This is a genomic window from Sandaracinus amylolyticus (assembly GCF_021631985.1).
GTDB classification, from domain to species: Bacteria; Myxococcota_A; Polyangia; order Polyangiales; family Sandaracinaceae; genus Sandaracinus; species Sandaracinus amylolyticus_A.
Genome location: NZ_CP070225.1, coordinates 6,187,904 through 6,211,075 on the forward strand (window position 1 = coordinate 6,187,904; position 23,172 = coordinate 6,211,075).

Annotated in this window: 17 protein-coding genes; 10 read left to right on the forward strand and 7 right to left on the reverse strand. The window is 72.6% G+C overall.

Translation table 11 applies throughout. The features are described from left to right. Positions 1–109 precede the first annotated feature (109 nt). Positions 110–1,591: a hypothetical protein gene (locus I5071_RS26210; protein ID WP_236515574.1), complete on the forward strand. Its 1,482-nt coding sequence runs from the start codon at positions 110–112 to the stop codon at positions 1,589–1,591. 12 nt (positions 1,592–1,603) lie between these two features. Here the strand turns inward: I5071_RS26210 and I5071_RS26215 are convergent, their stop codons facing one another. From I5071_RS26215 to I5071_RS26225, 3 genes are all read right to left on the reverse strand, one after another. Further along, on the reverse strand, positions 1,604–3,262 hold the full coding sequence (locus I5071_RS26215) for an RCC1 domain-containing protein (RefSeq protein WP_236515575.1): 1,659 nt from the start codon (positions 3,260–3,262) through the stop codon (positions 1,604–1,606). A 104-nt stretch (positions 3,263–3,366) separates the two neighbouring features. Then, complete coding sequence (locus tag I5071_RS26220) at positions 3,367–3,990, reverse strand: hypothetical protein (RefSeq protein WP_236515576.1); 624 nt, start codon at positions 3,988–3,990, stop codon at positions 3,367–3,369. Positions 3,991–4,023: 33 nt separating this feature from the next. Then, the gene (locus I5071_RS26225; protein ID WP_236515577.1) at positions 4,024–6,192 is read right to left on the reverse strand and encodes an adenylate/guanylate cyclase domain-containing protein; all 2,169 of its coding nucleotides are present in this window, start codon (positions 6,190–6,192) and stop codon (positions 4,024–4,026) included. A gap of 122 nt (positions 6,193–6,314) precedes the next feature. Here I5071_RS26225 and I5071_RS26230 point away from each other — a divergent pair, with 122 nt between their 5' ends. Together I5071_RS26230 and I5071_RS26235 are read left to right on the forward strand one after the other, a co-directional pair. After that, the gene (locus I5071_RS26230) at positions 6,315–6,995 is read left to right on the forward strand and encodes a hypothetical protein (protein WP_236515578.1); all 681 of its coding nucleotides are present in this window, start codon (positions 6,315–6,317) and stop codon (positions 6,993–6,995) included. A 23-nt stretch (positions 6,996–7,018) separates the two neighbouring features. Continuing rightward, positions 7,019–8,755, forward strand: coding sequence for a polyprenyl synthetase family protein (locus I5071_RS26235; RefSeq protein WP_236515579.1), 1,737 nt, complete (start codon positions 7,019–7,021; stop codon positions 8,753–8,755). A 3-nt stretch (positions 8,756–8,758) separates the two neighbouring features. Here I5071_RS26235 and I5071_RS26240 read toward each other — a convergent pair whose 3' ends face one another. The 3 genes from I5071_RS26240 to I5071_RS26250 form a co-directional block, all read right to left on the reverse strand. Further along, positions 8,759–10,351: a Dickkopf N-terminal cysteine-rich domain-containing protein gene (locus I5071_RS26240; RefSeq protein WP_236515580.1), complete on the reverse strand. Its 1,593-nt coding sequence runs from the start codon at positions 10,349–10,351 to the stop codon at positions 8,759–8,761. A 106-nt stretch (positions 10,352–10,457) separates the two neighbouring features. Continuing rightward, a complete protein-coding gene (locus I5071_RS26245; protein WP_236515581.1) occupies positions 10,458–11,168 on the reverse strand; it encodes a hypothetical protein in 711 nt (236 codons plus the stop codon). A 23-nt stretch (positions 11,169–11,191) separates the two neighbouring features. Then, entirely contained in the window at positions 11,192–12,520 is a 1,329-nt protein-coding gene (locus I5071_RS26250) for a hypothetical protein (RefSeq protein WP_236515582.1), read from the reverse strand. A 68-nt stretch (positions 12,521–12,588) separates the two neighbouring features. On the opposite strand from I5071_RS26250, the gene I5071_RS26255 reads away from it, so the two are divergent. Both I5071_RS26255 and I5071_RS26260 read left to right on the forward strand, forming a co-directional pair. Next, complete coding sequence (locus I5071_RS26255) at positions 12,589–13,977, forward strand: serine/threonine-protein kinase (protein ID WP_236515583.1); 1,389 nt, start codon at positions 12,589–12,591, stop codon at positions 13,975–13,977. Beyond that, complete coding sequence (locus tag I5071_RS26260) at positions 13,977–14,663, forward strand: hypothetical protein (protein ID WP_236515584.1); 687 nt, start codon at positions 13,977–13,979, stop codon at positions 14,661–14,663. The genes I5071_RS26255 and I5071_RS26260 overlap by 1 nt, the downstream gene beginning before the upstream one ends. On the opposite strand, the gene I5071_RS26265 is transcribed toward I5071_RS26260, so the two are convergent. Then, positions 14,664–16,010 carry a sigma 54-dependent Fis family transcriptional regulator gene (locus tag I5071_RS26265; RefSeq protein ID WP_236515585.1) on the reverse strand — a complete coding sequence of 449 codons (1,347 nt, stop codon included), beginning with the start codon at positions 16,008–16,010 and terminating at the stop codon, positions 14,664–14,666. It lies immediately after the preceding gene. A gap of 146 nt (positions 16,011–16,156) precedes the next feature. Here I5071_RS26265 and I5071_RS26270 point away from each other — a divergent pair, with 146 nt between their 5' ends. From I5071_RS26270 to I5071_RS26290, 5 genes are all read left to right on the forward strand, one after another. Next, a complete protein-coding gene (locus I5071_RS26270) occupies positions 16,157–18,199 on the forward strand; it encodes a DUF1588 domain-containing protein (protein ID WP_236515586.1) in 2,043 nt (680 codons plus the stop codon). Beyond that, positions 18,199–19,455: a DUF1552 domain-containing protein gene (locus tag I5071_RS26275; protein WP_236515587.1), complete on the forward strand. Its 1,257-nt coding sequence runs from the start codon at positions 18,199–18,201 to the stop codon at positions 19,453–19,455. The genes I5071_RS26270 and I5071_RS26275 overlap by 1 nt, the downstream gene beginning before the upstream one ends. After that, positions 19,455–20,693, forward strand: a complete 1,239-nt coding sequence (locus I5071_RS26280; RefSeq protein ID WP_236515588.1) for a hypothetical protein — start codon at positions 19,455–19,457, stop codon at positions 20,691–20,693. Before I5071_RS26275 ends, I5071_RS26280 begins: the two co-directional genes overlap by 1 nt. 21 nt (positions 20,694–20,714) lie before the next feature. Next, on the forward strand, positions 20,715–22,340 hold the full coding sequence (locus tag I5071_RS26285; RefSeq protein ID WP_236515589.1) for a phosphatase PAP2 family protein: 1,626 nt from the start codon (positions 20,715–20,717) through the stop codon (positions 22,338–22,340). An 84-nt stretch (positions 22,341–22,424) separates the two neighbouring features. Next, positions 22,425–23,159, forward strand: a complete 735-nt coding sequence (locus tag I5071_RS26290; RefSeq protein ID WP_236515590.1) for a hypothetical protein — start codon at positions 22,425–22,427, stop codon at positions 23,157–23,159. Positions 23,160–23,172 lie beyond the last annotated feature (13 nt).

Here is a 23,172-nt window from a genome sequence, read left to right on the forward strand (position 1 = left end):
CGCTCGATGCTAACGCCGATGCGGGAGCCCCGATCACGACGTCCACGCGTCGGGCGCGTGTGGCGATGTGTGGTCGCGCGGACGCGGACCGCTCTGGCACGATGGCGCGATGCGCAGAGCTCTCGTCCTCGGTGCCTTCTTGCTGGCGTTGGTCTATGGCTGCGAGTGCGACAACGACGATCCACCGGACACCACGGAGGACGGCGGCGACGTCGACGGCGGTGGCGACGAGAACGACGGTGGCGGTGACGACGACGGTGGCCCTCGCCCCGACGGCAGCGCGTGCGTGACCACCGGCCTCGAGTGCACCGGCGACGGCGACTGCTGCGACGGGCTCCGCTGCGCCGACCTCGGAACGTCGCGCGTATGCACCGCCGACGCGTGCGGCGTCGACGGAGAGGCGTGCACGCTCGGCTCCGACTGCTGCTCGCTGGGGTGCGACGACGGGCGCTGCTCTGCGGACACCGCGTGCGGGTCGGTCGGGGAGGCGTGCGACGCCGACGGTGACTGCTGCTCGTTCACGTGCGGCGGCGCGGGCACCTGCATCGACAACCCGGCGACCGCGTGCGAGCCGATCGGCGAGGCGTGCACGGCGCGCGGCGAGTGCTGCAGCGATCGCTGCGCGGCGCCCGACGGCAGCGTGTGCGCCGCGAGCGGCGACTGCCGATGCGCGGGCTCGGCGGCGTGCCGCGCGAGCGGTGATCTCTGCACGACCGACGCGCAGTGCTGCGTGGGTCTCTGCGACATCGCGGAAGGAGAGAGCGTCGGCTTCTGCGCGGCGGCGGGCGCGTGCGGTGTCGCGGGCCAGCCCTGCGGCACCGAGGGCTTCAACGGATCGTGCTGCTCGACCGCGTGCCTCGACGCGGCGGGGACCGGCACGCCGGTGTGTCAGCCGCTCGGTGGGTGCCGCGTGCAGGACGAGCCGTGCCGCGCCGACGGCGAGTGCTGCTCGGGCGCGTGTCAGGCAGCGGGCACCGGCGTGAACGGCGAGCCGATCCTGCGCTGCGCGAACGTCGGCTCGTGCATCCCCGCGGGCGAGGTCTGCGGCGGCCGCGGCGCGACGCAGAACTGCTGTCCCGATGGCGGCGGCGGTACGGGATGCGAGCCCGCCAGCACGGGGGTGCGCCGGTGCCGCGGCGGCGAGCGCGACTGCACGCTGCCCGGAGCGTCGTGTACGACGACCGAAGAGTGCTGCGACAGCACGTATCCCGACATCACCTGCGCGCCCGGCCGCGGCGGCACGAACGTGTGCTGCTTGCCCGACGGCGCCGAGTGCGACTTCGGCGACACCTGCTGCGGCGGCGTGTGCGTGCCCGATGCGAGCGGCGTGCTGCGCTGCGGCTCCGAGTGCGTGCCCGACGGCGGCGCGTGCACCGCGGCGTCCGACTGCTGCGGATGCGCGTGCGTCTCCGACGGCGCGGGCGGGAGCATGTGCTCGAGCCGTATCGAGGACTGCGGCGAGTGCACCGGCCGCCAGCTCGGCGAGTCGTGCACGATGGACTCGGACTGCTGCAACACGCCGACCGTGACGTGCAACGAGGGCGCGGGCGTCGAGTTCCCGACGTGCGTGCTCGCGAGTACGTCTGGCTGATCGGGCGTAGCGCTATGGAGCGATGACGGCGACGGGCTCGAGACGATTCATCGTCGAGCCGTCGCCGACTTGGCCGGCGTGATTCCGGCCCCAGCATGCGACTCCTCCACTCGCGCGCAGCGCACAGGTGTGATTGCCCCCTCCAGAGATCTCATTCCCACCGGACAGCGCAGCGACGGCGACGGGCGTGCTGCTGGTCCCGATCACGTCGCTACCGAGCTGTCCGTGCGTATTGAGGCCCCAGCACAGGGCCGAACCGCCCGCCAGCACGGCGCACGTGTGATAGGCGCCCGCGCCGATGCCCTGGACGTCGCTCAAGCCGATCACAGCCGTAGGCACGCGCCTCGAGCTGAGCGAGCCGTCGCCGAGCTGACCATCGCTGTTCTCGCCCCAGCAGAGGACCGTCCCGGTCGAGCTCAGCGCGCACGTGTGCACGTCGCCGGTCGTGACTGCGGCGGCCGTCGACGGCAGGTCGACCGAGACTGGCACGCTCGAGCTCGAGACAGCGTCGTCGCCGAGCTGTCCTGATCCGTTCGCGCCCCAGCAGCGCATCGAGCCGTCCGCGATCAAGGCGCAGGAGTGCGCGCCCCCGAGAGCGATCGCTCGCGCAGTCGTGATCCCAGAGACCGACACAGGGCTCGCGCTCAGCGTAGTCGAGCCGTTGCCCAATTGACCCGAACGGTTCGCGCCCCAGCAGCGCACGCCGCCTCCGCCCAAAAGGGCACACGTGTGAGCGCTGCCCGCGGCGATGGCCTGGACTTCCGTGAGGCCCGTGACTGGAACCGGCACCGGACTGCGCATCATCGAGCCGTTCCCGAGCTGCCCGGAGGAGTTGTCGCCCCAACATCGAACTGTCCCACTCGTGGACAGCGCACACGTATGCGCGCCGCCCGCAGCGATCGCTTCGACATCGGACAGGCCCGTTACCGCCACGGGCGTGGCGCTGTTCGCCATCGAGTCGTTCCCGAGCTGACCGACAGTGTTGCTGCCCCAGCAGACGACCGATCCGGTCTCGCGAAGAGCGCACGCGTGATCGTTCCCTGCGTCGATCGCAGTCGCGTCGTTGCAGCCGCTCGCCTCGCAGTCCCAGCCGCACACGTCACCGCAACCGGCGCATGCCTCGAGAGCTCCGAGCTGAGTCTCGCAGCCGTTCGCGAACCCGCCGTCACAGTCGCGCCAACCGGACGCACACTGCGTGACGACGCAATCGCCGGCGGTGCACCCGACCTCCAACGCGCGCGCGGCTGCGCCGCACGACGCCGCTGCCGTGGCGCCATCGATGGCAGCGTCGCAGTCATCGTCGCGTCCGTTGCATGCTTCTGCGGTCGGTCCTACCGCGCCCTCGCACGGCCCCCAGACGCCGTGCTCGTCGCAGTGCTGGGTGCCGGCGTTGCACTCGCCGACGTCCGTGCCGCTGGGGCACGCGCGCATCGCCCGCGGCGTGCAGAGAGCGCCTGCATCGGCAACGTCGACAACCATCCCATCGAGCGGCGCAACACCGCCGTCGTCGAGATAACAGAGCCCGTCACGGTGCTCTCCGCCGTTCGGGCAACGACAGAGGTGACGCGCTCGGTCTTCCACCAGCAATGGGCCGCATGCGAGGTCGGCTCTGCACCCGACAAGCGGGATGGCGAGAAGAACGAATGTGAAATACCCGGCCTGCAGTCGCATGCGCGCCCTCTCCCTCGAGACGGTGTACGGCGCGACCATGCCACCGGCAATGAACGCGCTCCGTACCCATCGGCTCGCACGGCCGCTTGTTGCGACGTCGACGATCAGCCGCCGAACGGAGGATTGCCCGGAGGGAGACCGGGGCCTTCGATCGGCGGCTGACACGTTCCGAGCACGCAGTCACCCGCGCCGCAGTCGACACCGCATGCGCCGCAGTGGCGCGGATCGGTCTCGACGTCGACGCAGCGATCTCCGCACACGACCTCGTCGAGGTTGCAGCAGACGCCCACGCGGCACTCGCCGCCGCTGAGGCACACCACGCCGCACGCGCCGCAGTTCGTCACGTCGCTCTCGAGGCTCACGCACTGCTCGCCACAACGCGAGAGGCCCAGCGTGCACTCCTCCGCGGGCGGCACGAGGATGCCGCCGTCGACACCGACGAGATCGCCGGCATCGAGGTCGACGGCAGCATCACGATCGCCCTGCCCGTCACCACCGCTCGTGCCGCTGGTGGGCGGAGGGCGCGGCTCGGTGGACGTCGGCACGTCCGGCTCCTCGGTGCCCGGGATGCGCTCGCAGAAGAGCCCGTCGACGCACTCGAAGCCCTCGGGGCATCCGCTCTGCGCGGTGCACGTCGGGGCGCGCTCACCCTCGAGCTCGTCGTCGTCGCATGCGCTCGCCGCGCACGCGACGACGAGCGCGCCCACGAGCATCCATCGCGATCGCATGACCGATCGCGAGTAGCAGCGGGCGTGCCCCGATCACTTGCTGTGGCGCACCGACGCGCCGTTCCAGTCGTCGGGCGGCGGATCCGCGAGGTACGTGCGGCAGCGCTCGGCCATCGCGGTGCTGGGCGCGTCGTCGCCCCCGAACGCCTCTCGCGCGCGCTCGAACGCAGCCGCGGCCTCCTCGAAGCGGCGCGCACGATAGAGATCGAGCGCCTCACGATAGCGCTCTGCTCCGTCGCGCTGTGCCTCGGTCGCCGACGCGCGCGTGCCGATCAGCTCGTGCACCAGGATCGCGCGCGCCTTGCCCTTCACCGCGACCCAGTCGAGCGGGCGCACCAGCATCTCGTTCTTCACCGCGTCGGCGGTGGTCTCGCCGAGCATGATCCAGGTGCCGTACGCGCCGTTGAGGCCCTCGAGGCGGCTCGCGAGGTTCACCGAGTCGCCCATCACCGTGTAGTTCATGCGCTCGTGCGAGCCGATGTTGCCGACGACGCACTCGCCGGTGTTCACGCCGATGCGGGTCTTCATCGGCGGCTTGCCCTCGCCCTGCCACTTCGCGTCGAGCGCGCGCGCCGCCTGCTGCATCGCGAGCGCGGCGCGGCACGCGCGCAGCGCGTGATCCGAGAGCTCTCGCGGCGCGCCCCAGAACGCCATGATCGCGTCGCCGATGTACTTGTCGACGGTGCCGTGCTCGCGCTCGACGCACGACGAGAGCGCGTCGAGGTACTCGCCGAGCTGCTCGACGAGCTCGGAGGGCGAGAGCTTCTCCGAGATGCTCGTGAAGCCCGCGACGTCGCTGAAGAGGATCGTCAGCTCGCGGCCGCGACCGCCGAGCACCGCTTCCTCGCCGCTGCCGATCAGCTCCTGCACCAGCGCCCGCGGCACGTACTTGCCGAACGATCGCAGCCCGTTCTTCATCCGGTCCGCGACCGCCGTCATGTCGTTCACCTCGCGCACCAGCGAGCCGTCGCCCGACACCGGGCGATCGCTGAGCTCGAAGCGGCCGATGCGCTCCATCTCGTCGGCGATCACGCGCAGCGCGCCCGAGATGCGGTTCGAGAAGACCACCCCCGCGAGCACCGCGAAGATCAGCGCGACGAGCGCGATCATCAGCGCGATCGCGCCCTGGCGGTGCACCTCGCCGAAGAAGTCCGCCTCGGGCGCGATGACGAGCACCGCGAGATCCATCCCGTGCTCGCTCGGGAACGGATGCGCCATCGCGAGGTGCTCGCCGAAGCGGAAGTGCCCGCCCTCCCGGAGCCAGCGCGTCGCACCGCCGCTCGCCTCCATCGCGACGAACGCCTCGCGCAGCGCGACGTCGGGGTGCGATCCCGCGCGTGCGATCGCGAGCGCATCGCCCTCCCCTTCCGTCACCTGACCGTCGGGATGCGCCACGACGAGCCCGTCGTGCGTGAGCAGGTAGACGCGGCCGTGCTCGCCGACGCGCAGCGTCGCGAGGAACTCGGAGAGGTACGAGATCTCGTACTCGACCGCGAAGACGCCGCGCAGCGCGTCGTCGGCGCGCAGCGGCATCACGTACATGAAGCCGGGCTGACGGCGCGTGAAGAAGAGGAAGGGACGCACCCAGCGCCCGCCTTCGCTCGACGCGGCCTCCTGGTACCAGCCGCGCGTGCGCGCGTCGTAGCTGCCGCGATGCTCGTCGACGACCGCGAAGCCCGGTGTTCCCAGGTGCGCGGGCAGCGCGACCAGCTCGCGCCAGCGCGTCGGGCCTTCGCCCGAGAGCGACGGGAACGCATCGGCGTCCTGCGAGCGGATCGTGCCGTGGAGGCGCCCTTCTTCCGCGCGCTGCACCGCGACGTAGGTGCCGTCGGCGCGCGCGAACGACGCCCACGTGAACGAGGGGTTCGCCGCGACCGCGGCGTGGAAGTGCGCGAGCAGCGCGTCCTCGTCGTCGATCGCGAGCGAGCCGTGCCGCGCGAGCTCCGCGGTCATCGCGGCGTAGGGCTCGGCGGGCTCGAGGTAGCGCAGCGTGCGCTGGGTGGTCGCGGCGCCGATGCGCGTCGCGAGATCGCGGAAGAGCGCGTCGACGACCCGCGTCGAGCTCACGTACGCGGAGAGGCCCACGCCGCCCGCACCGAGCACGATCAGCAGCGCGACGACCGTGACGAGCGTCGGCCGCAGCGGCAGACCGCGCTCACCGCGGTGCCGCTCGCGACGCGTCGTCTCCGCGGGCGCTCCCATCCCCGACGCATGCGTACACGAGGTCCCCGTCGGGGCTCAAGCGGCATGGAGAGATGCACGATACGCTCGGCCTCGTGGACATCGTCTGCCCTCGTTGCGCCACCACGCTTCGTGCGCGTGCGGTGAGCGATCGCGGCATCGCGGCGTGCGACGTGTGTGACGCGGTGTTCGCGGTCCAGCTCGATGCGCACGGGCGCTCACGCTTCGCGCGCCCGGCGTCGATCACGCTCGAAGAAGAGCGGCCGCTCGCGACCTCCAGCGCGCCCATCGAGCCCGGCGGATACCGCGCGGCGTCGGCGCCGCGCCGCGGCATGCTGCGGCTCACGCGCCGCTGGCTCACGCCGGTCGCGACGTCCCTCCTCGGCTTCGCGGTGCTCTGGAACGCCGTCCTGGTCTTCTGGTACGCGATCGTGTTCGGCGTCGGCGCGGCCTGGATGTTCTTGGTGTTCCCGCTCCCGTTCGTCGCCGTCGGCGTGTCCATGACCTACTGGATCCTCGTCTCGCTGGTGAACCGCACGACGCTGACGGTCGAGGGGGACACGCTCTCGGTGCGCCACGGGCCGCTGCCCTGGCCGGGCACGCAGGACGTCGAGGTCGGGCGCATCACCCAGCTCTTCGTGCGCAGGCGCTGGCACGAGCGCGACCGCAATCGCCGGACCTACACGCTCGCCGCGGAGATCGACGGAGACGCGATCGATCTGGTGCGCGGCCTCTCGAATCGAGACGAGGCGCTCTACCTCGAGCACGTCATCGAGGATCACCTCGCGATCGTCGACGACTCCTCGAGCGACACGACGCGCTGAGCGTTGGTGTATCGTCGCGCGCCGTGGACGGGGGCGCCTGGTACGAACCGCTGCTCGCGCCGGTGCGGCCGACGGTGCAAGCCGCGCTGCGCGACGTGAGCGACGTGTTCGAGGGCGACCCGTGGTCGGTGCCGCGCACCGGGCTCGGCGGTGCGCTCGCGCTGCAGGTCGCGCGTGGGTTCGGTCGTGCGGGCTCGCGGCGTGCGCGACGGCTCTGCGCGTCGTCGATCGAGGCGTGGAACCAGCGCGTGCATCGCCCGCGTCGTGACGAGCTCGATCGCGCGCTGGCGCGTGACACCCGCGACTTCCTGCGCGCGTGGTCGCGCTTCGTGCGCGAGGACGATGCGCGCGCGCAGCGCGTGGTCGCGCGGCTGAGCCCGGCGTGGAGCGCCGAGGCGCCGGTGCCCGAGGCGGTGATCTTCCTGCGCGCGGCGATCGCGGCGGGCGTGCTGCTGGGCGAGGTCGGCGACGAGGTGCACGCGCAGCTCGACGCGTTCGCGACCTGGACCGCGCTCGCGTGGGAGGCGCGCCAGGGCACGCTCGATCGTGCGCGCTGGGAAGGCGCGCTGGACGCGATCGGCGCGCGCGCGCCGTTCACCGCCGACGCCGAGTCGCACGCGCGCCGCGAGGCCCACGCCGCGCTCGCACCGTGGGCCGATCACCGCACCGCGAGCGCGCTGCGCGCGCTGCTCGATCGCCTGCCCTCGGGGCCCGCCGCGCCGCGCGAGCCCGACGCGTGGCTGCCCGCGATCGCGCCCGATCCCGCACCTTCACGTCCGGCGCGTCGTGGAGAGAGCGCGCTCGATCGATTCATCGATGCGCATGCACGCAACGTCGAGGACGCGATCGCCACGATCGCCGAGGGCGCGCCGGCGCGCACCCGCGGCGCGATCGAGTACCTGCGGCGCCAGGGCGGCAAGCGACTGCGTCCGTTCGTGGTGCTCGCGAGCACGCGCGCCTGCGGGGGCGATCCCGAGTGGGCGCTGCGCGAGGGCGCGATCGTCGAGTGGCTGCACCAGACCTCGCTCGTGATCGACGACGTGCTCGACGGCGCGACGCTGCGGCGCGGCGGGCCGACGCTGCACCACGCGACGAGCGTCCCGTTCGCGACCGCGGTGGCGCTGCAGCTCCTCGCACGGCTCGCGATGGCGGCGCGCGATCTGCCCGGTGAGAGCCGCGTGCTCGTCGCCGACACCGCGGCCGCGCTCGCCGAGGGCGAGTGGTCGGAGATGCGCCACTCCGGCGATCCGACGATCTCGATCACCGCGTACTGCCGGGTGATCGAAGCGAAGACGGCGCGCCTCTTCGCGACGGCGTGCGCGCTGGGCGGGCTCGCGGCGCGCGCCACACCGGCGAGCATTCGCGCGCTCACGCGAGCCGGGCGCGAGGCGGGCCTCGCGTTCCAGATCGTCGACGATCTGCTCGACGCGATCGGCGACGAGGCCGAGCTCGGCAAGCGTCGCGGGACCGATCTGCGCGCGCGGAAGCCGACGCTGCCGACGCTGCTCCTGCGGGACGCGCTCCCGCCCATCGAGCGCGCGCGCCTCGAGTCGCTGATCCGCGGCGACCGCGCGTGCACCGACGTCGAGGTCGCGTGGGCCGCGAGGCGCATCGAGGAGCTCGAGGTCGACGAGCGATGTCGCGAGCGCGCAGATGCGCACCTGTCGCGCGCGCTCGCCGAGCTCGCGCGGCTCCCCGATCGCGAGGGAGCCGCGCTGCTCGAAGGGCTCTTCACGCGCTGCGTGGAGCGCCGCGCCTGATCGTCAGAACGGAGGAGGCGGCGCGGGGATCGCGTTGCACACCGGGTTCTGGCAGCGCCCGCCGATCGGGCCGAACACACACAGCGAGTCGGACACGCACTCGATCGCGCAGAGCTCGCCCGCGCCCGGCAGCGGCGTGCAGACGTAGGTGTGGGGGGTTCCGATGTCGAGGCACGCGAGGCCGGTGCCGCACTCGCCCGGGAGGCCGTCGCAGCTCGCGCTCGCCGGGCGCGCGGCGGCGCACGTGCCTTCGTCGCAGAACGCGCCCGCGACGCAGGGGCTCTGGGGCGCCGTCACGTCGCATGCTGCGCCGAGCGCAATCGGCGTGCGGCAGCGATTGCCTGCACCGCACACCAGGCCCGTCGCGCACTCGTTCTGATCACCGCAGGGCTGGCCCTCGGGCGGCGGCGGCCGGCAGGTGCTGGCGACGCAGACCAGCCCGTCCGCGCAGACCTGTCCGAGGTGCCCGATCGGCGCGTCGCAGCCCTCGCCTTCGGCGGCAGGCGCGAGGCAGGTCGGCGTCGGCGAGCCGATGTCGCAATACCCGTCCGCGCACATCGCCGCGCGATCACAGCCCTCGCCGGTCGCGACGCGCGCCGCGCACGTGCTGTACCCCTCGCAGTACGCGCCGGGCGCGCACTGCTCGTCGACGAGGCATGCGCCGCCGATCGCGACCGAGCCGCGCGCGACGCACTGCTGCGCCGAGTACGGCTCGCAGGTCGTGAGCGCGCCACACGTGGTGTCGTCCTCGCAGTTCGCGGTCGGGTCCGCCATCACGCACTCGCCGTCCTCGCAGCGCGCGCCACCCACGCACTCGCTGGTCTCGTCGCACGCCGCGCCGATCGCGACGCGCGACGCCGCGCAGGTTCCGTCGACGCAGAACGCGGTGCCCGCGCAGTGCGAGTCGGCCTCGCAGGTCTCGCCGACGTCGGAGAGCTCGGCGCACGTCCCGCCGCGGCACACGAGATCACCGCGGCACGCGAAGGTGCACGCCTCGCCGAGCGCAGGCGCGCGCTCGCAGGTGCCGGTGGCGCACGTTCCTTCGCCATCGAGGCAGCGCACGAGCTGCGACGCGCACTCTTCGCCCTCGGCGACGTCGTCGATCAGGAAGCGCGCGCACCACTCCGCGACGTCGTCGACGCGCCCGCTGCACGCTGCGCCGATCGTGTCGCGCAGGCGCGCCTCGCACGCATCGAGCGCCGGGAGATCCACCGTGACGCGGCCGGACTCGAGGTGCTCGCGGAGCGGCTGGACCATCGACGCGTAGCAGCGCTGGGTCTCGGTCGTGAGGCACGTCGCGAGGTCGGGGCGCTCACCGCGATCGCATGCGCAGTCGTACGCCGAGTCGCACGTGAGGTTCGCGCGCGTGCCGCACCAGCGCGCGCGCATCCGCGCGAGGAGCGCGTCGGTGTCGAGGCCCGCGTCGGGCCCGCCGGAGTCGGGACTGCCCGCGTCGTCGTTCGTGACGGGGCCGCCGTCCACACCGGCGTCGGTGCCGGCGTCCGAGCCGGTCGCGCCGTCGTCATCGCCGCACGCGACGAGCACGAGCACACACGCGGCGCACACCGCGATCGAACGCACACCCTTCCCTCGCATCGATGCTCCTGCGCTGGAGAAACAGCAGGGGCGCCGCACGCGCTGTTGGGGGGAGCGTGCGCGCGCGGTCGCCCGGCTCCGACTTGGGAGCGGGCCCGCGCGCCCGTCACGAGCGCGTGTGTTTTCTCGCGGAGATCGGACGGCGCTCGATCGGACGGCGCGCGATCCAGATCACGTGCTCGCGCCCGCGTCCCTTCCGCGAGCCGAAGACGCGATGCACGTGCACCTCGAAGCCGCGTCGCTGGAGCCGCGAGGTGAAGCCCGCGTGATCGGCGAGCGACCACACGCCGAGCGCACCGCCGGGCCGCAGCGCGCTCCACGCCGCGTCGATGCCGCGCCCCGAGTAGAGCGCGTCGTTGCTCTCGTGCGCGACGCGGATGGGCCCGTTGTCGACGTCGAGGAGGATCGCGTCGTAGCGCTCGGGCGGGCCCACGATGCGCGCACGGACGTCGCCCACGTGGAGCTCGGTGCGCGGGTCGCGCAGCGGATGATCGGCGAGCGCGCCGAGCGGCCCCTCGTTCCACGCGACGACCTCGGGCACCAGCTCCGCGATCTCGACGACGCCGCGAGGCCCGACGCGATCGAGCGCGGCGCGCAGCGTGAACCCCATGCCGAGCCCGCCGACGAGCACGCGCGCCGAGCCGCCCTCGAGGTGCGCACAGCCGAGATCCGCGAGCGAGCGCGACGACGGCTCGTCCTCGTTCGACATGAGCTCCACGCCGCCCGACCAGATGCGGTACTCGTGCCCGCGCCGGCGCAGCTCGAGGCGCACTCCGTCGGGCGCGATCGCCTCTCCGAGCCGTTCCCAGGGCAACATCGACGCGCGCCTACCACGAACCTCTACGGCGCGCCCGGCGGGAGCCGGATCTCGTAGAGATCCACCGCCGATCCGCTCGCGCCGCCGGTCGAGACGAAGTGCACGCGATCGAGCGCGCGCGATGCGCTCGGCACCGGGACGCTCTGCGAGTCGTCGTACGTCGCGCGATGCCACGCGAGGTTGAGCACGCGTCGCTCGCCGCGCTCGGGCAGCAGCTCCATGAGCACCAGACGATCCTGGTGCGCGCGCGTGCCGGTCGCGCAGTCCACGCTGCGCCAGTCGGTCTGGCAGCGGAAGACCGAGATCGCGGCCCATCCCGGGCGCGCGTGACCGGTACCCGAGACGCGCACGCCGATCGACTTCTCGCCGTCGTCCCACGTCAGATCGAGCACGTCGATCTCGGAGCCGTCGTCGAGCGCCTGCGCGCGCAGCCAGTCGAGCGTCGCGTAGAGCACGGCCTCGCGGCCATCGTGCAGGTGCGCGAAGTCCCAGTCCTGCGGGCAGTCCTCGAACGTCGCGAAGGTGCGCACGAGGCTCGCGTCGGACGCGCGATGCACGGTGCTCGCACCGTCGCAGTCGACGCGCAGCGCGTGCTCGCCGCTCGGGCTCAGCGCGAGCGCCACGCGCGAGGTCGACGTGCCGGGGTCGGCGAACGTGCTGACGATCGTCTGCGTGCTCGCGTCGAGGATCGCGAACCCGAGGCGCGCGTCGCTCGCGTCGATCACCTCGACGGCCCAGCGCGCGAGATCGGTGGACGCGGTGCGACCGAGCGCGCCGAACGAAGGGCGCACCGCGGCCGCGTCGGGGAACACCGCGCGCAGCGCGCCCGTGAAGTCCCACACGTCGGTGGTGATCTCGCGCAGCACGTCGAGCTCGCGCAGCACGAAGGGCTCGCCGGTCGCGCCGTCGAGGTGACGCACGACGTTGGGCGAGGTCGGGTGCCAGTAGGGCTCTTCGGTGGTGTGCAGGCCGAGCCCGCCGACGCGCTCGAGCGTGTCCGCCTCGTACACGATCCACTCGTAGCCGTCGGTCTGCACCATGAGCAGCGTGCGATCGGCGTTCTCGACGACGCGGTGCGAGGGCGTCGCGCTCGCGTCGCCTTCGAGGTCGGTGAGGCGGCGGACACAGGTGCCCCACGTCGGATCGTTCGTGATCGCGCCGAGCGCGGGCATCGACGCGAGCGGGGGCTCGGCGATCGCGATGTCGCCCTCCTGCAGCGTCACGTCGCAGGTGCCGGCGGTCTGCGCGTCGCTCCCGTCGGAGGTGCCGCCGTCACGCGCGAGCAGCGCGGGATCGAAGGACCAGCATCCCGCGATCGTCGAAGCGAGGATCAGCACCAGCGCGGCGCGCACGGGCCGAATCATACGACGTGCGAGCGTGGCGCTTGGAGCGCGTCGCGCGCGCATGGCATCGTGAGCGCATGCTCGGGCCGGAGCGGCGAATCCCCGATCTCCCTCGCCCGCCCGCGCGCGTCGATCGCTACGAGCTGGTCGCGGAGGTCGCGCAGGGCGGCATGGCGATGGTGTACGCCGCGCGCCGCCGCGATCTCCACGGGTTCGACAAGCTGCTCGCGCTGAAGCTGCTGCTCCCACACCTCGCGCGCGAGGATCGCTTCGTCGACATGTTCCGCGACGAGCTGCGGATCGCGGCGCGCATCCAGCACGCGAACGTCGTGCAGGTGTTCGACGTCGGCGAGCACGACGGCATGCCCTTCATGGTCATGGAGTACCTGCGCGGACGCTCGTTCGCGAACGTGCTCCAGCGCTGCGAGGAGCGGCGCGAGGACGTGCCGCGGGAGCTGGTGATCGCGGTGATCGTCGCGGTGGCGGAGGGCCTCCACGCGGCGCACGAGGCGAAGAGCGCGGACGGCGAGCGGCTCGGCGTCGTGCACCGCGACGTGAGCCCGCAGAACGTGCACCTCGGGTTCGACGGGCAGATCAAGGTCGTCGACTTCGGCATCGCGGAGGCGCGCGGGCGGCTCACGTCGACGCGCACCGGCGAGGTGAAGGGGAAGATGGCGTACCTCGCGCCGGAGCAGATCCATCGCGAGCGACCGATCGATCGGCGCACCGATCTCTGGGCCCTCGGCGTGATGGCGTGGGAGGCGCTCGCCGGGCGTCGTCTCTTCCGCGCCGACACCGATGCGACGACGATGTGGAACGTGATGCACGCACCGATCCCCGATCTGCGCGCGGTCGCGCCCGACGTGCCCGAGGTGGTCGCGGATCAGGTGATGGCGTGCCTCGAGCGCGACATGGATCTGCGGCCGAGCTCGGCGGCGGAGCTGGTCGGCGCACTGGACGCCCCGGACGGCTGGCGGGTCGCGCAGGTCGCGTCGTGGACGTCGGCGCTCTTCGCAGACGAGAAGACGCACGAGGAAGAAGCGCTCGCGAACGTGCTCGCGAGCCCGCCGGTCGTGCTCGCGGACGCGCCGATCGCGAGGCCGCGTCGAGCGGGCATGGGGCTGGTCGCGGCGGCGCTGGTGGTGGTCGGCGCGGGCGGCATCGCGGCGTGGGCGGCGCTCTCGTCCGATGCGCGCGGAGAAGCGCCGACGGCGGTGATCGCGACGCCGCCCGTGAGCGCGCCCGCGACCACGACACCGCCGGTGGTCGCGCCGCACGAAGAGCCGGCCGCAGCCGTCGCGGAGCCCGAGCCGGTCGTGGCCGATCCACCGCGCGCCCGACGTGCACGCAGCGCGCGATCGTCGGTGCGAGCGCGCGCCACCGAGAGCCCGCCGCCCGCGACTCCGCCTCCTCCACCGCGCCCTTCATCGGCGCGCGCCGAGCAGCTGCTCGGCAATCCGTACTAATGCGCTCGCTCTCCGCGATCCTCGCGCTGCTCGTCGCGCTCGTCGCGATGCCCGCGCTCGCACAGGACGACGAAGCGCGGCGCGCCGAGGCGCGCGAGGCGTTCCGCTCCGGAGAGGCCGCGTTCATCGAGGAAGACGATGCGCGCGCGCTCACGCTGTTCCGACGCGCGTTCGAGCTCGCGCCGCACGACGCGGTGCGCTTCAACATCGCGGTGTGCCTCGAGCGCCTCGGTCGGCCCGAAGAAGCGCTCCAGGAGTACGAGGCGGCGGCGATCAGCACGCAGCTCGACGACACGGCGCGCGCCCGCGCGCGGGCCCAGGCCGACGCGCTGCAGGCGAGGATCGTCGCGTCCCGCGTGCCTCCGCCCTCACCTCCACCGCCGCCTCCCTCGGCGCCATCGCTCGCGCCGGGATGGCTCACCTGGACCGGCGGCGCGCTCGCGATCCTGGGCGCTGCAGGGATCGTCGGCTTCAGCCTCCGCACGAGCGATCTCGAGGCGGCCTACGTCGCCCAGCCGACCGTCGCGACGCGCGACGAGGGCCTGCTCATGGCCGGCCTCGCGTACACGTCGATCGGCATCACCGCGCTCGGCGCGCTGCTCGTGGTGCTCGACCTCGCGTGGCTGCGCACCGGAGGCGAGGCGCAGGTCGCGCTCACCGGATCGGGCGTCGCGATCCGCTTCTGATCACTCGCGCATGCCGTGGCGCTTGATCAGATCGTTCAGGTACGAGCGATCCATCTCGCCCTCGCGCGCCGCCGCGCGCACGTTGCCGCCCGTCTTGTCGAGCAGGGCGCGCACGTAGCGCACCTCGAACGCATCGAGCAGGCGCTTGCGCGCCTCTTTGTACGGCAGGCCGAGCCCCCGGCCGATCACGTCGTCGTCGCTGCCCGCCGGCACATCGCTGCGCTCCGACGACACGACGAGCTCGGGCGTCTCGCCCACCGCGAGCGCCGCGGTCACGACGTTGCGCAGCTCGCGCACGTTGCCGGGCCAGCGATGCGCGCGTAGCTCGCGCATCACCGCCGGCGGGAAGAGCGCCGACACCTCGCCCTCGTACCCGCTCGCGCGCAGGAAGCGCTCGACCAGCAGCGGGATGTCCTCGACGCGCTCGCGCAGCGGCGGCACGTGCACCACGACCACGCCGATGCGGTAGTACAGATCGAGGCGGAATCGCCCCGCGTTCACGTCGGCGCGCAGATCACGATGTGTCGCCGACACCAGGCGCACGTCGATCGGACGCTCGTCGCGACCGCCCACGCGACGCACCCGACGTCGCTCCAGCACCCCGAGCAGCGAGGCCTGCAGCTCCGCGGGCAGCTCACCGATCTCGTCGAGGAAGAGCGTGCCTCCGTCGGCGCGCTCGAGCGCGCCGGGATACGCGCGATCCGCGCCGGTGAACGCGCCACGCTCGTGGCCGAAGAGCTCCGACGCGAAGAGCGAGGGCGGCACCGCGCCGCAGTCGACGGTGACGAACGGTCGATCGCGACGCGTGCTCGCATCGCCGTCCGTCCCTTCGTGCAGCGCGCGCGCGAGCAGCTCCTTGCCGGTGCCCGACTCGCCGAGCAACAGCACCGGCGCGTCCTTCGTCGCGAGCCCCGCGACGCGATCGAGCAGGCGCCGCATCACCACGGTGCGCCCCACGATCCCGCCCGCACCATCGTTGCCCGGCACGTCGACGAGCACGACCTCGCCGCCGTCGACCCGCAGCTCGGTCTGTCCGAGCCGCACCGTCGTGCCGCTCGCGAGCGCGACCGACGCATCCTCGACCAGCGCGCCGCCGATCATCGTGCCGTTCGTCGACGCGAGGTCGGTCAGCAGGATCCGATCGCCGCGCCCGCGCAGCTCGAGGTGGTAGCGCGACACCGCGCGATCCGAGAGCACGAGCGAGCTCCCGTCGGCGGTGCCCACCGTGATCGGCTCGTCGTGCGACTCGCACACGCGGCCCGCGTCGGGCCCCGACACCACGGTGACGCGCACCGCGCGCACCGGCACGCCGGTGCGTCGGGTGGGGACCGTCTTCCCTTCGCTCATCGGCCCTCAATCTACGCTGCGGACCGCGCGCCGCGCGAGTGTCGGATCCCGCCGACATGGAGGCGCGACCCTCCCACGCAGGGCCACGATCGCCCTCGGATCTGCGTATTTTCCGCGCGGTACGCGCGCTGCACTGCGCACCGCGCATGAAGGCGCGTGCTCTCTCGCTCGTCGCGCTCCTGCTCGCGCTCGCCGCGTGCCGGGGCGGGCTGCTCGACGGTCCCGCGGGGCCGAGCGGTCACGACCCACGACGACCGACCGATCCCACGGATCCCACCGATCCCGGCCACGCTGCGGTCGCGTCGGTGCGACGGCTCTCGGTGCACGAGCTGCGCAATTCGATCGCGACGGTGTTCGGCGTCGAGAGCGACGCGATCGATCGTGTCCCGCCCGATCGTCGCGACTTCGTGTTCGATCGCATCGCGCAGTCGCAGACCGCGAGCGCGGTGCACATCGAGGCGTTCGGCGCGCTCGGTCGCGCCGTCGCGGAGTCGATGATCACCAGCGGCGCGCTCTCGTCGCGCGTGCCCGCGTGCCCGGCCGAGATCCTCCCGCCCGCCGCGGCGAGCGCGACCACGCGGTATCCGGGCGGCGGCATGGCGCTCGCGCCGACGTGGGCGGTGCACACCGCGACCAGTGGGCGCGTCTACCTGCAGTACCCCGAGGAGGCCACGCTCACCGTGAGCCACGGCTTCCCGAGCGCGGGGCGATATCGCTTCACCGCGGAGCTCGATCCGAACGTCGCGGTGAACGTGGTGGTGAGCGTCGACGGGCGCGCGATCACGACGTGGTCGCTCGGCCCCTCGTCGCCGCCGCAGACGGTCGAGCTCGAGCACGCGGGAGGCACTGCGATCCTTGAGCTGCGCGTCACCGGCCTGCAGTCGGGCCTGATGTACGTCGACGGCGCGAGCGTCGAGGGCCCGCTCGATCCCGGCGCGGCGCGCACTGCCGAGCGACGCGCGTGCGCCGAGGGCTTCGTCGACACGATCGCACCGCTCGCGTGGCGCCGTCCGCTGCGGGTCGAGGATCGCGCGCGCCTGCTCGCGCTCTACGACGAGGCCGGCGAGTTCCGCGATGGATTCCGCATGATCGTCGAGGCGATCGTCGAGAGCCCGCGACACCTCTACCTCGTGGAGATCGGCGAGCCGGTGGCCGATCGCGAAGGGCACCACGCGCTCGACGACTGGGAGCTCGCGTCGCGCCTCTCGTACCTCGCGTGCGAGTCGCCGCCCGATGCGATGCTGCGCGCCGACGCCGCGCGTCATGCGCTGCGCGACCCCGAGGTGCTCGCATCGCACGCGGCGCGGCTCTTCGGATCGGAGTGCGCAGAGGCGACGGTGGTGCGCTTCTTCGAGCAGTGGCTCGGCCTCGATCGACTGCCCGAGGTGAACCGCGATCCCACGATCTATCCCGAGTGGAACGACGATCTGCGGCGCGCGCTGCGCGAGGACGCGTCGCGCTTCTTCGTCGAGATGGTCTTCCGCGAGCGCGCCGGGCTCGACGCGCTCTACACCGCACGCCGCGCCTGGCCGAGCGCGCAGGTCGCGGCGATCTACGGCGTCGAGAGCGCCGATGGATCCGAGGTCGCGCTGCCCGAGGCACGCGCCGGCCTCCTCACGTTGCCCGCGCTGATGGCGGTGCACGCGAAGCCGTACGAGACGTCGCCGGTGCATCGCGGCGTGTTCGTGGTCGAGCGCCTGCTCTGCCAGCACCTGCCGCCCCCGCCCGCCGAGCTCGACATCGTGCCGCCGGTGTTCGATCCGAGCGCGACCACGCGCGAGCGCTGGTCGCGCCACTCGAGCGACTCGAGCTGCTCGTACTGCCATCGCCTGATCGATCCCGTCGGCTTCGCGATGGAGGACTTCGACGCGATCGGCCGGCACCGCACGATGGAAGCGGGCGAGCCGATCGACGCGCGCGGCGGCGCGCCGGCGCTGGGCGTCGGGGACGGATCGATCGAGGGCACGCGCGCGCTCGCCGAGGCGATCGCGTCGTCGGAGCTCGCCGCGGACTGCTTCGCGCGGCAGTGGACGCGCTTCGGGCTCGGTCGCCTCGAGGACGAGGGCGACGAAGCGACGATCACCACGGTGCGCGACGCGCTGCGCACGAGCGCGATCGACGCGATGGTCGCGCTCACGCGCACCTACGCGTTCACGCACCGCGTCGAGCCGATCACGGAGGGCGAGTGATGAGGAGAATGGGTCGGCGCATCTTCGCCACCGGCGCCGCGGGCGCCGCGATCAGCCTGCCGCTCTTGCCGAGCCTGCTCACGCGCGCCCAGCCGACGCCCGCGCCCCTGCGCTTCGTGTGCATCTACACGCCGAACGGGCAGCACCCCGACCAGTGGCTGCCGACCGGCGGCGAGCGCGACTTCGTGCTCTCGCCGGTGCTCGCGCCCCTCGCGCCGCTCCGCGATCGACTGCTCGTGATGCACGGCGCGCAGGGCTCCCACAACCACCAGCACGGCCACGCCGAGTGCCTCACCGGCGCCCCGGGCGCGCCCGACAGCTTCGTGCCCACCGGGCCGAGCCTCGATCAGCTGCTCGCGGCACGCTCGTCGCGCGAGACTGCGATCCCGTCGCTCGAGCTCGCGGTCGGCACCGACAGCAACGCGGCGAGCGTGATCAGCTACGCGCCCGGCGCGCTCCCGGTGCCCCCGGTCGTCGATCCGCGCCACGCGTTCGATCGTCTGTTCCTGGTCGCGAACGGCGATCCCGCGGTGCTCGAGCGCCTGCGCGCGCAGCGAAGCAGCGTGCTCGATGGCGTGATCGGAGAGTTCGCCGCGCTCGAGCCCTCGCTCTCGGCGGCCGAGCGACGCGTGCTCGACGCGCACCTCACCGCGCTGCGCGAGCAGGAGCGTCGCCTCTCCGAGCCGGTGATGGTCGATGCGTGCGAGCTCCCCGCGGGGCCGAGCGCGCCGAGCGGCGGCACGTTCGCGATGCACGACGCGGTGCGCCACCACGCCGACACGATCGCCGCGGCGTTCGCCTGCGATCTGACGCGCGTCGCGACCCTGATGATCGGCCCCTCGGGCAGCATCCGCCGTTACGCGTGGGCCGGCGTCGACGAGGACTTCCACGAGATCGCCCACGGCAACGCGGTGAACGCGTACGACAAGCTGCTGGCGATCAATCGCTGGCACGGCGAGATGGTCGCGCACCTCTGCGCGCGGCTCGACGCGATCCCCGAGGGCGAGGGGACGGTGCTCGATCACACGATCGTGTTCTGGACGAACGAGCTCGGGCTGCAGCCGTTCGGCCACGCGCGCAGCTCGGTCCCCCTGGTCGTCGCGGGCGGCACCGACGTGCTGCGCACCGGGCGATTGCTCGATCTGAGCGGCTCGCACTACCACGACGTCTTGCTCACGCTCGCGCGGGTGCTCGGCCTCGACGTCGACACGTTCGGCACCGAGGGTCGCACGCCGATCTCGACGGTGCTGGTCTGATGCGCCGCTGGATCGTGCTCGCGCTGCTCGTCGGATGCTCCGAGCCCGTCGCACGCGACGAGGACGTGCCCGATGCGTCGTCCCCACCGCGCGATGCGAACGTCATCGTCATCGACGCGGCCGAGCCGCTCCCCGATGCGCCGATCGCCGACGAGCCCAGCGTGCGCATCGTGTTCCCGCCGTCGGGCGCGACCTCGGCCGATCACATCACGATCCGCGGCACCGCGCAGCACGTCGATCACGTACGCGTCGCCGGCGTCGACGCCGAGAGCGACGATGGATTCGCAACGTGGCACCTCGAGGTCCCGCTCGCGCTGGGGTCCCAGACGATCATCGCGGACGCGGACGGCGCGCGCGCCGAGGTCGTGCTCGATCGCGCGGCGTCCGACGCCGACGTCGCACGCGGCGAGGGCCCGCGGAACCTGCGCATCTTCGGGCTCGCGATGAGCGACGACGCGCGCAGCGCGTACCTTTGCGACGACATCGACGACGGCGTGATCACCATCGACGTCGCGACCGGCACGCGTGTGCTCGCGACCGGCGGCGAGTCGGGACGCACCATCGGATACGAGCTGGTGCAGGCGACCGCGATCACGCTCGATCCCACGGCGCATCGAGCGCTGCTGGTCGACGACGGAGCGCTGGTGAGCGCGGACCTCGACACGCGCGAGCAGCGCATCGTCTCTCCGGCGCAAGGCGACCTCGCGGCGATCGTGCAGGCGGGCGACCGCGTGATCGCGCTCGACGCCGAGCACGACGCGATCGTCGAGATCGATCCCGCGACCGGCGACCACACCACGCTCACCGACGAGACCAGCGGCAGCGGGCCCTCGATGCGCGTCGCGTTCCGCATGGACGTCGACCTCGCGACGCGGCGCGCCTACACGACGCTGCAGTACCAGAACGACGTGCTCGAGATCGATCTCGCGACCGGCGCGCGGCGCGTGCTCTCGGGCTCGGGCGCACCGATGACCGAGCCGGTCGCGCTCGCCGTCGCGCCCGATCGCGGCGAGCTCTTCGTGTGGACCGGCGAACGCACGATCGTCGCGATCGATCTCGCGACCGGCACGCGCCGCGCGCTCGGAGGCAACGGTTTCGCGCTGCAGCGAATTCAAGCGCTGGTGATGCGCGAGGGTGTGCTCTGGGCGTACGAGCGCGGTGCCAACGCATTGCTCGCGATCGACCCCGAGACCGGCGATCGCGTCGTCCTCTCGCGCGGCGACCACCAACCTTACTGAGCTGATATCGTCGCGCCCCGCATGGATCGCGATCGCTTCGGCTGGTCGCTCGTCGAGCTCGGCGAGCGGCTCGCGGGCTTCGGCGTGTCGATGCTGACGATCCTCGTCTGCTACGGCGCCTCGAAGATCGGCACGATCGCGCCGTATCGCCTGCTCCCGCTCACCGCGCTCGATCTCGCGATCCCCTACTGGCCCTGGACCGTGTGGATCTACGGCACCGCGACGTGGGCGGTCTTCCTCGCGTGGGCGATCGTGCCGAGCCGTCTCGAAGCGCGTCGCCTCTGGACCTCGATCGCGCTCGCGTCGATCACGTGCGCCGCGATCTTCATGGTCTTCCCCACGACCTATCCGCGCACGCTCTACCCCACGCCCGACGACGGAAGCCTCACCGCGATCGAGCTCGCCGATCTGCGCGAGGCCGACACGGCGGCGAACTGCGTCCCCTCGCTCCACGTCGCGCTCGCCGCGCTGATGGCGCTCTCGGGCATCTCGTTCCCGTTCCGCACCACGCGCGTCCGCCGCGCGCTCGCGGTGCTGTGCGTTGCGTGGGCCACGCTGGTCGCGCTCGCGACGCTCACCGTGAAGCAGCACTACATCGTCGACGTGCCGAGCGGCGCGCTCGTCGGCGCACTCGCATGGTGGAGCGCGCGTCGTCTTCTCCATCCGCACCGCGCGCCCTTCTGGGCCCGCTACGGCCGACCGCTCGCGCTCCTCACCGACGCCGATCGCGAGGCCGTCGCGAAGCTGCGCCGCAACGTCGAGTCGCACCAGTGGTCGCTCGACGAGATCGCCTGGCCCGAGCGCCCGCTGCGCCCGATCTCGCCGCTGATGGAGCGCCTGCTCAACGAGGTCGTCTACATCGAGGAGATCGCGCGGCTCAACTTCGAGCTGCTGCGCGACGGCAGCCACGACGAGGATCTGCGCGCGCTCTACGACCTCTTCGCCGACGAGGAGCGCCGCCACGCCGAAGCGCTGCGTCGTGTGATCACCGCGCACGGCGGGCGCATCCTGCCGCCCGGCCTCGGCAACGCGCTCGTGCTCTCGCAGTTCGATCGCCTCGATCCCCGCAGCGACGCCGACGTCGCGCTGGTCGCGCTCTCGACGCCGGTGTTCGAGACCTTCCTCGACGCCGGCACGATCCCGTTCCTGCGCCACCACCCCGAGGTGAAGGGCGCGCTCTTCGACGCGCTCGAGCAGCGCATCTCGCGCGACGAGCACGCGCACCTCGCGCTCAACTGGATCGTCAGCCGCCACCTCGCGCGCACCTCGAGCCCGCGGCGCGCGCTCCGCTGGCTCGCGAATCCGATGATCCATCGCGGCATCTTCGCGGTGCCCTTCATGTCGCTCGACGTCTACGCACTCGCGTACCGGCTCGGCTTCGACTTCCGCTCGCTCCTGCCCGCGTTCACGCGCCTCTGGCGGCTGCATCACCGGTTCTCCGAGCTCGCGTCGTTCCCGCTGTGGTGGCTCTTCCGGCTCTTCGTCGCGTGCGGGGTGATCGCGACCACGACCGTGCTCGCGCTGCACCGCGCGAACCTCGTGATGGGCGCGCTCTGGACGACCTTCTCGCGGGTCACGCGTGCCCTTGCGATCGCGCTCTTCGGCCGCGACCTGCTCGCGCGCCGCGCGTTGCCTCCCGCACGCTGAGCACCCTGCGCGCGCCGTCGTGCCGCTCGAGGAAGCGCTGCTCGTGACGCGTCGGCGCTCGCGAGAGTCGATAGACTCCCTCGAGTGGCGGCCGCAAAGCGTCGGAACAAGAAGTCGTCCTCGAAGAAGCCCGCGAACGGACCTCCTCCCGAGCCGGTGGGGATCGTCGCGGCGATCTCGACGATCCCACGACCTTCCGAGCTCCATCGCGAGGCGGTCGCGCTGCATGTCATGGAGGCGATCCGCCGCGCGCGCGTTCGTACGTTCTCGTACGCCCGACGCGACGGGCACGCGCTCTTCCGGCTCGATCGGGGCAACGGCGATTGGCTGAAGATCGTCTTCGACGCGGGCCGGCACCTCGTGCTCGGATTCGATCACGAGTCGCCGATCAGTCCGTTCCAGGTCGGTCACCTCTGGCCCGGTCTCTACGAAGGACTGCCCGACGACCTGCGACCGTTCGTGCTCGCGCCCGACGGCGAGGAGGCGTTCGCCGAGTCGGAGAGCGGGCCCGCCGTATTCGCCGCGGCGACGTTCGCGGCGTGGTGGACCGAGGGACACTGGACGCACGGCGCGCTCACGCTGCCGGAGCTCGACGTGTTCGACTCCGACGGCGCCGAGCTCCTGCTCTCGTGCATGACGCCCCGCATCAAGCTGATCGAGGAGGGCGGCTGGGACGCCGGGCTCGTGGCGCGAATCGAACGCCACGAGCCGCTGGACGACGCGACGATCCGCGCGCTGCATCGCGACGCCGACGTGTCCGCGGTGCGCGAGGCGATGCGGACATCGGGGTACGGCGCACCGTTCCCATTCGCCGAGTGAGCGGTGCGGCGCG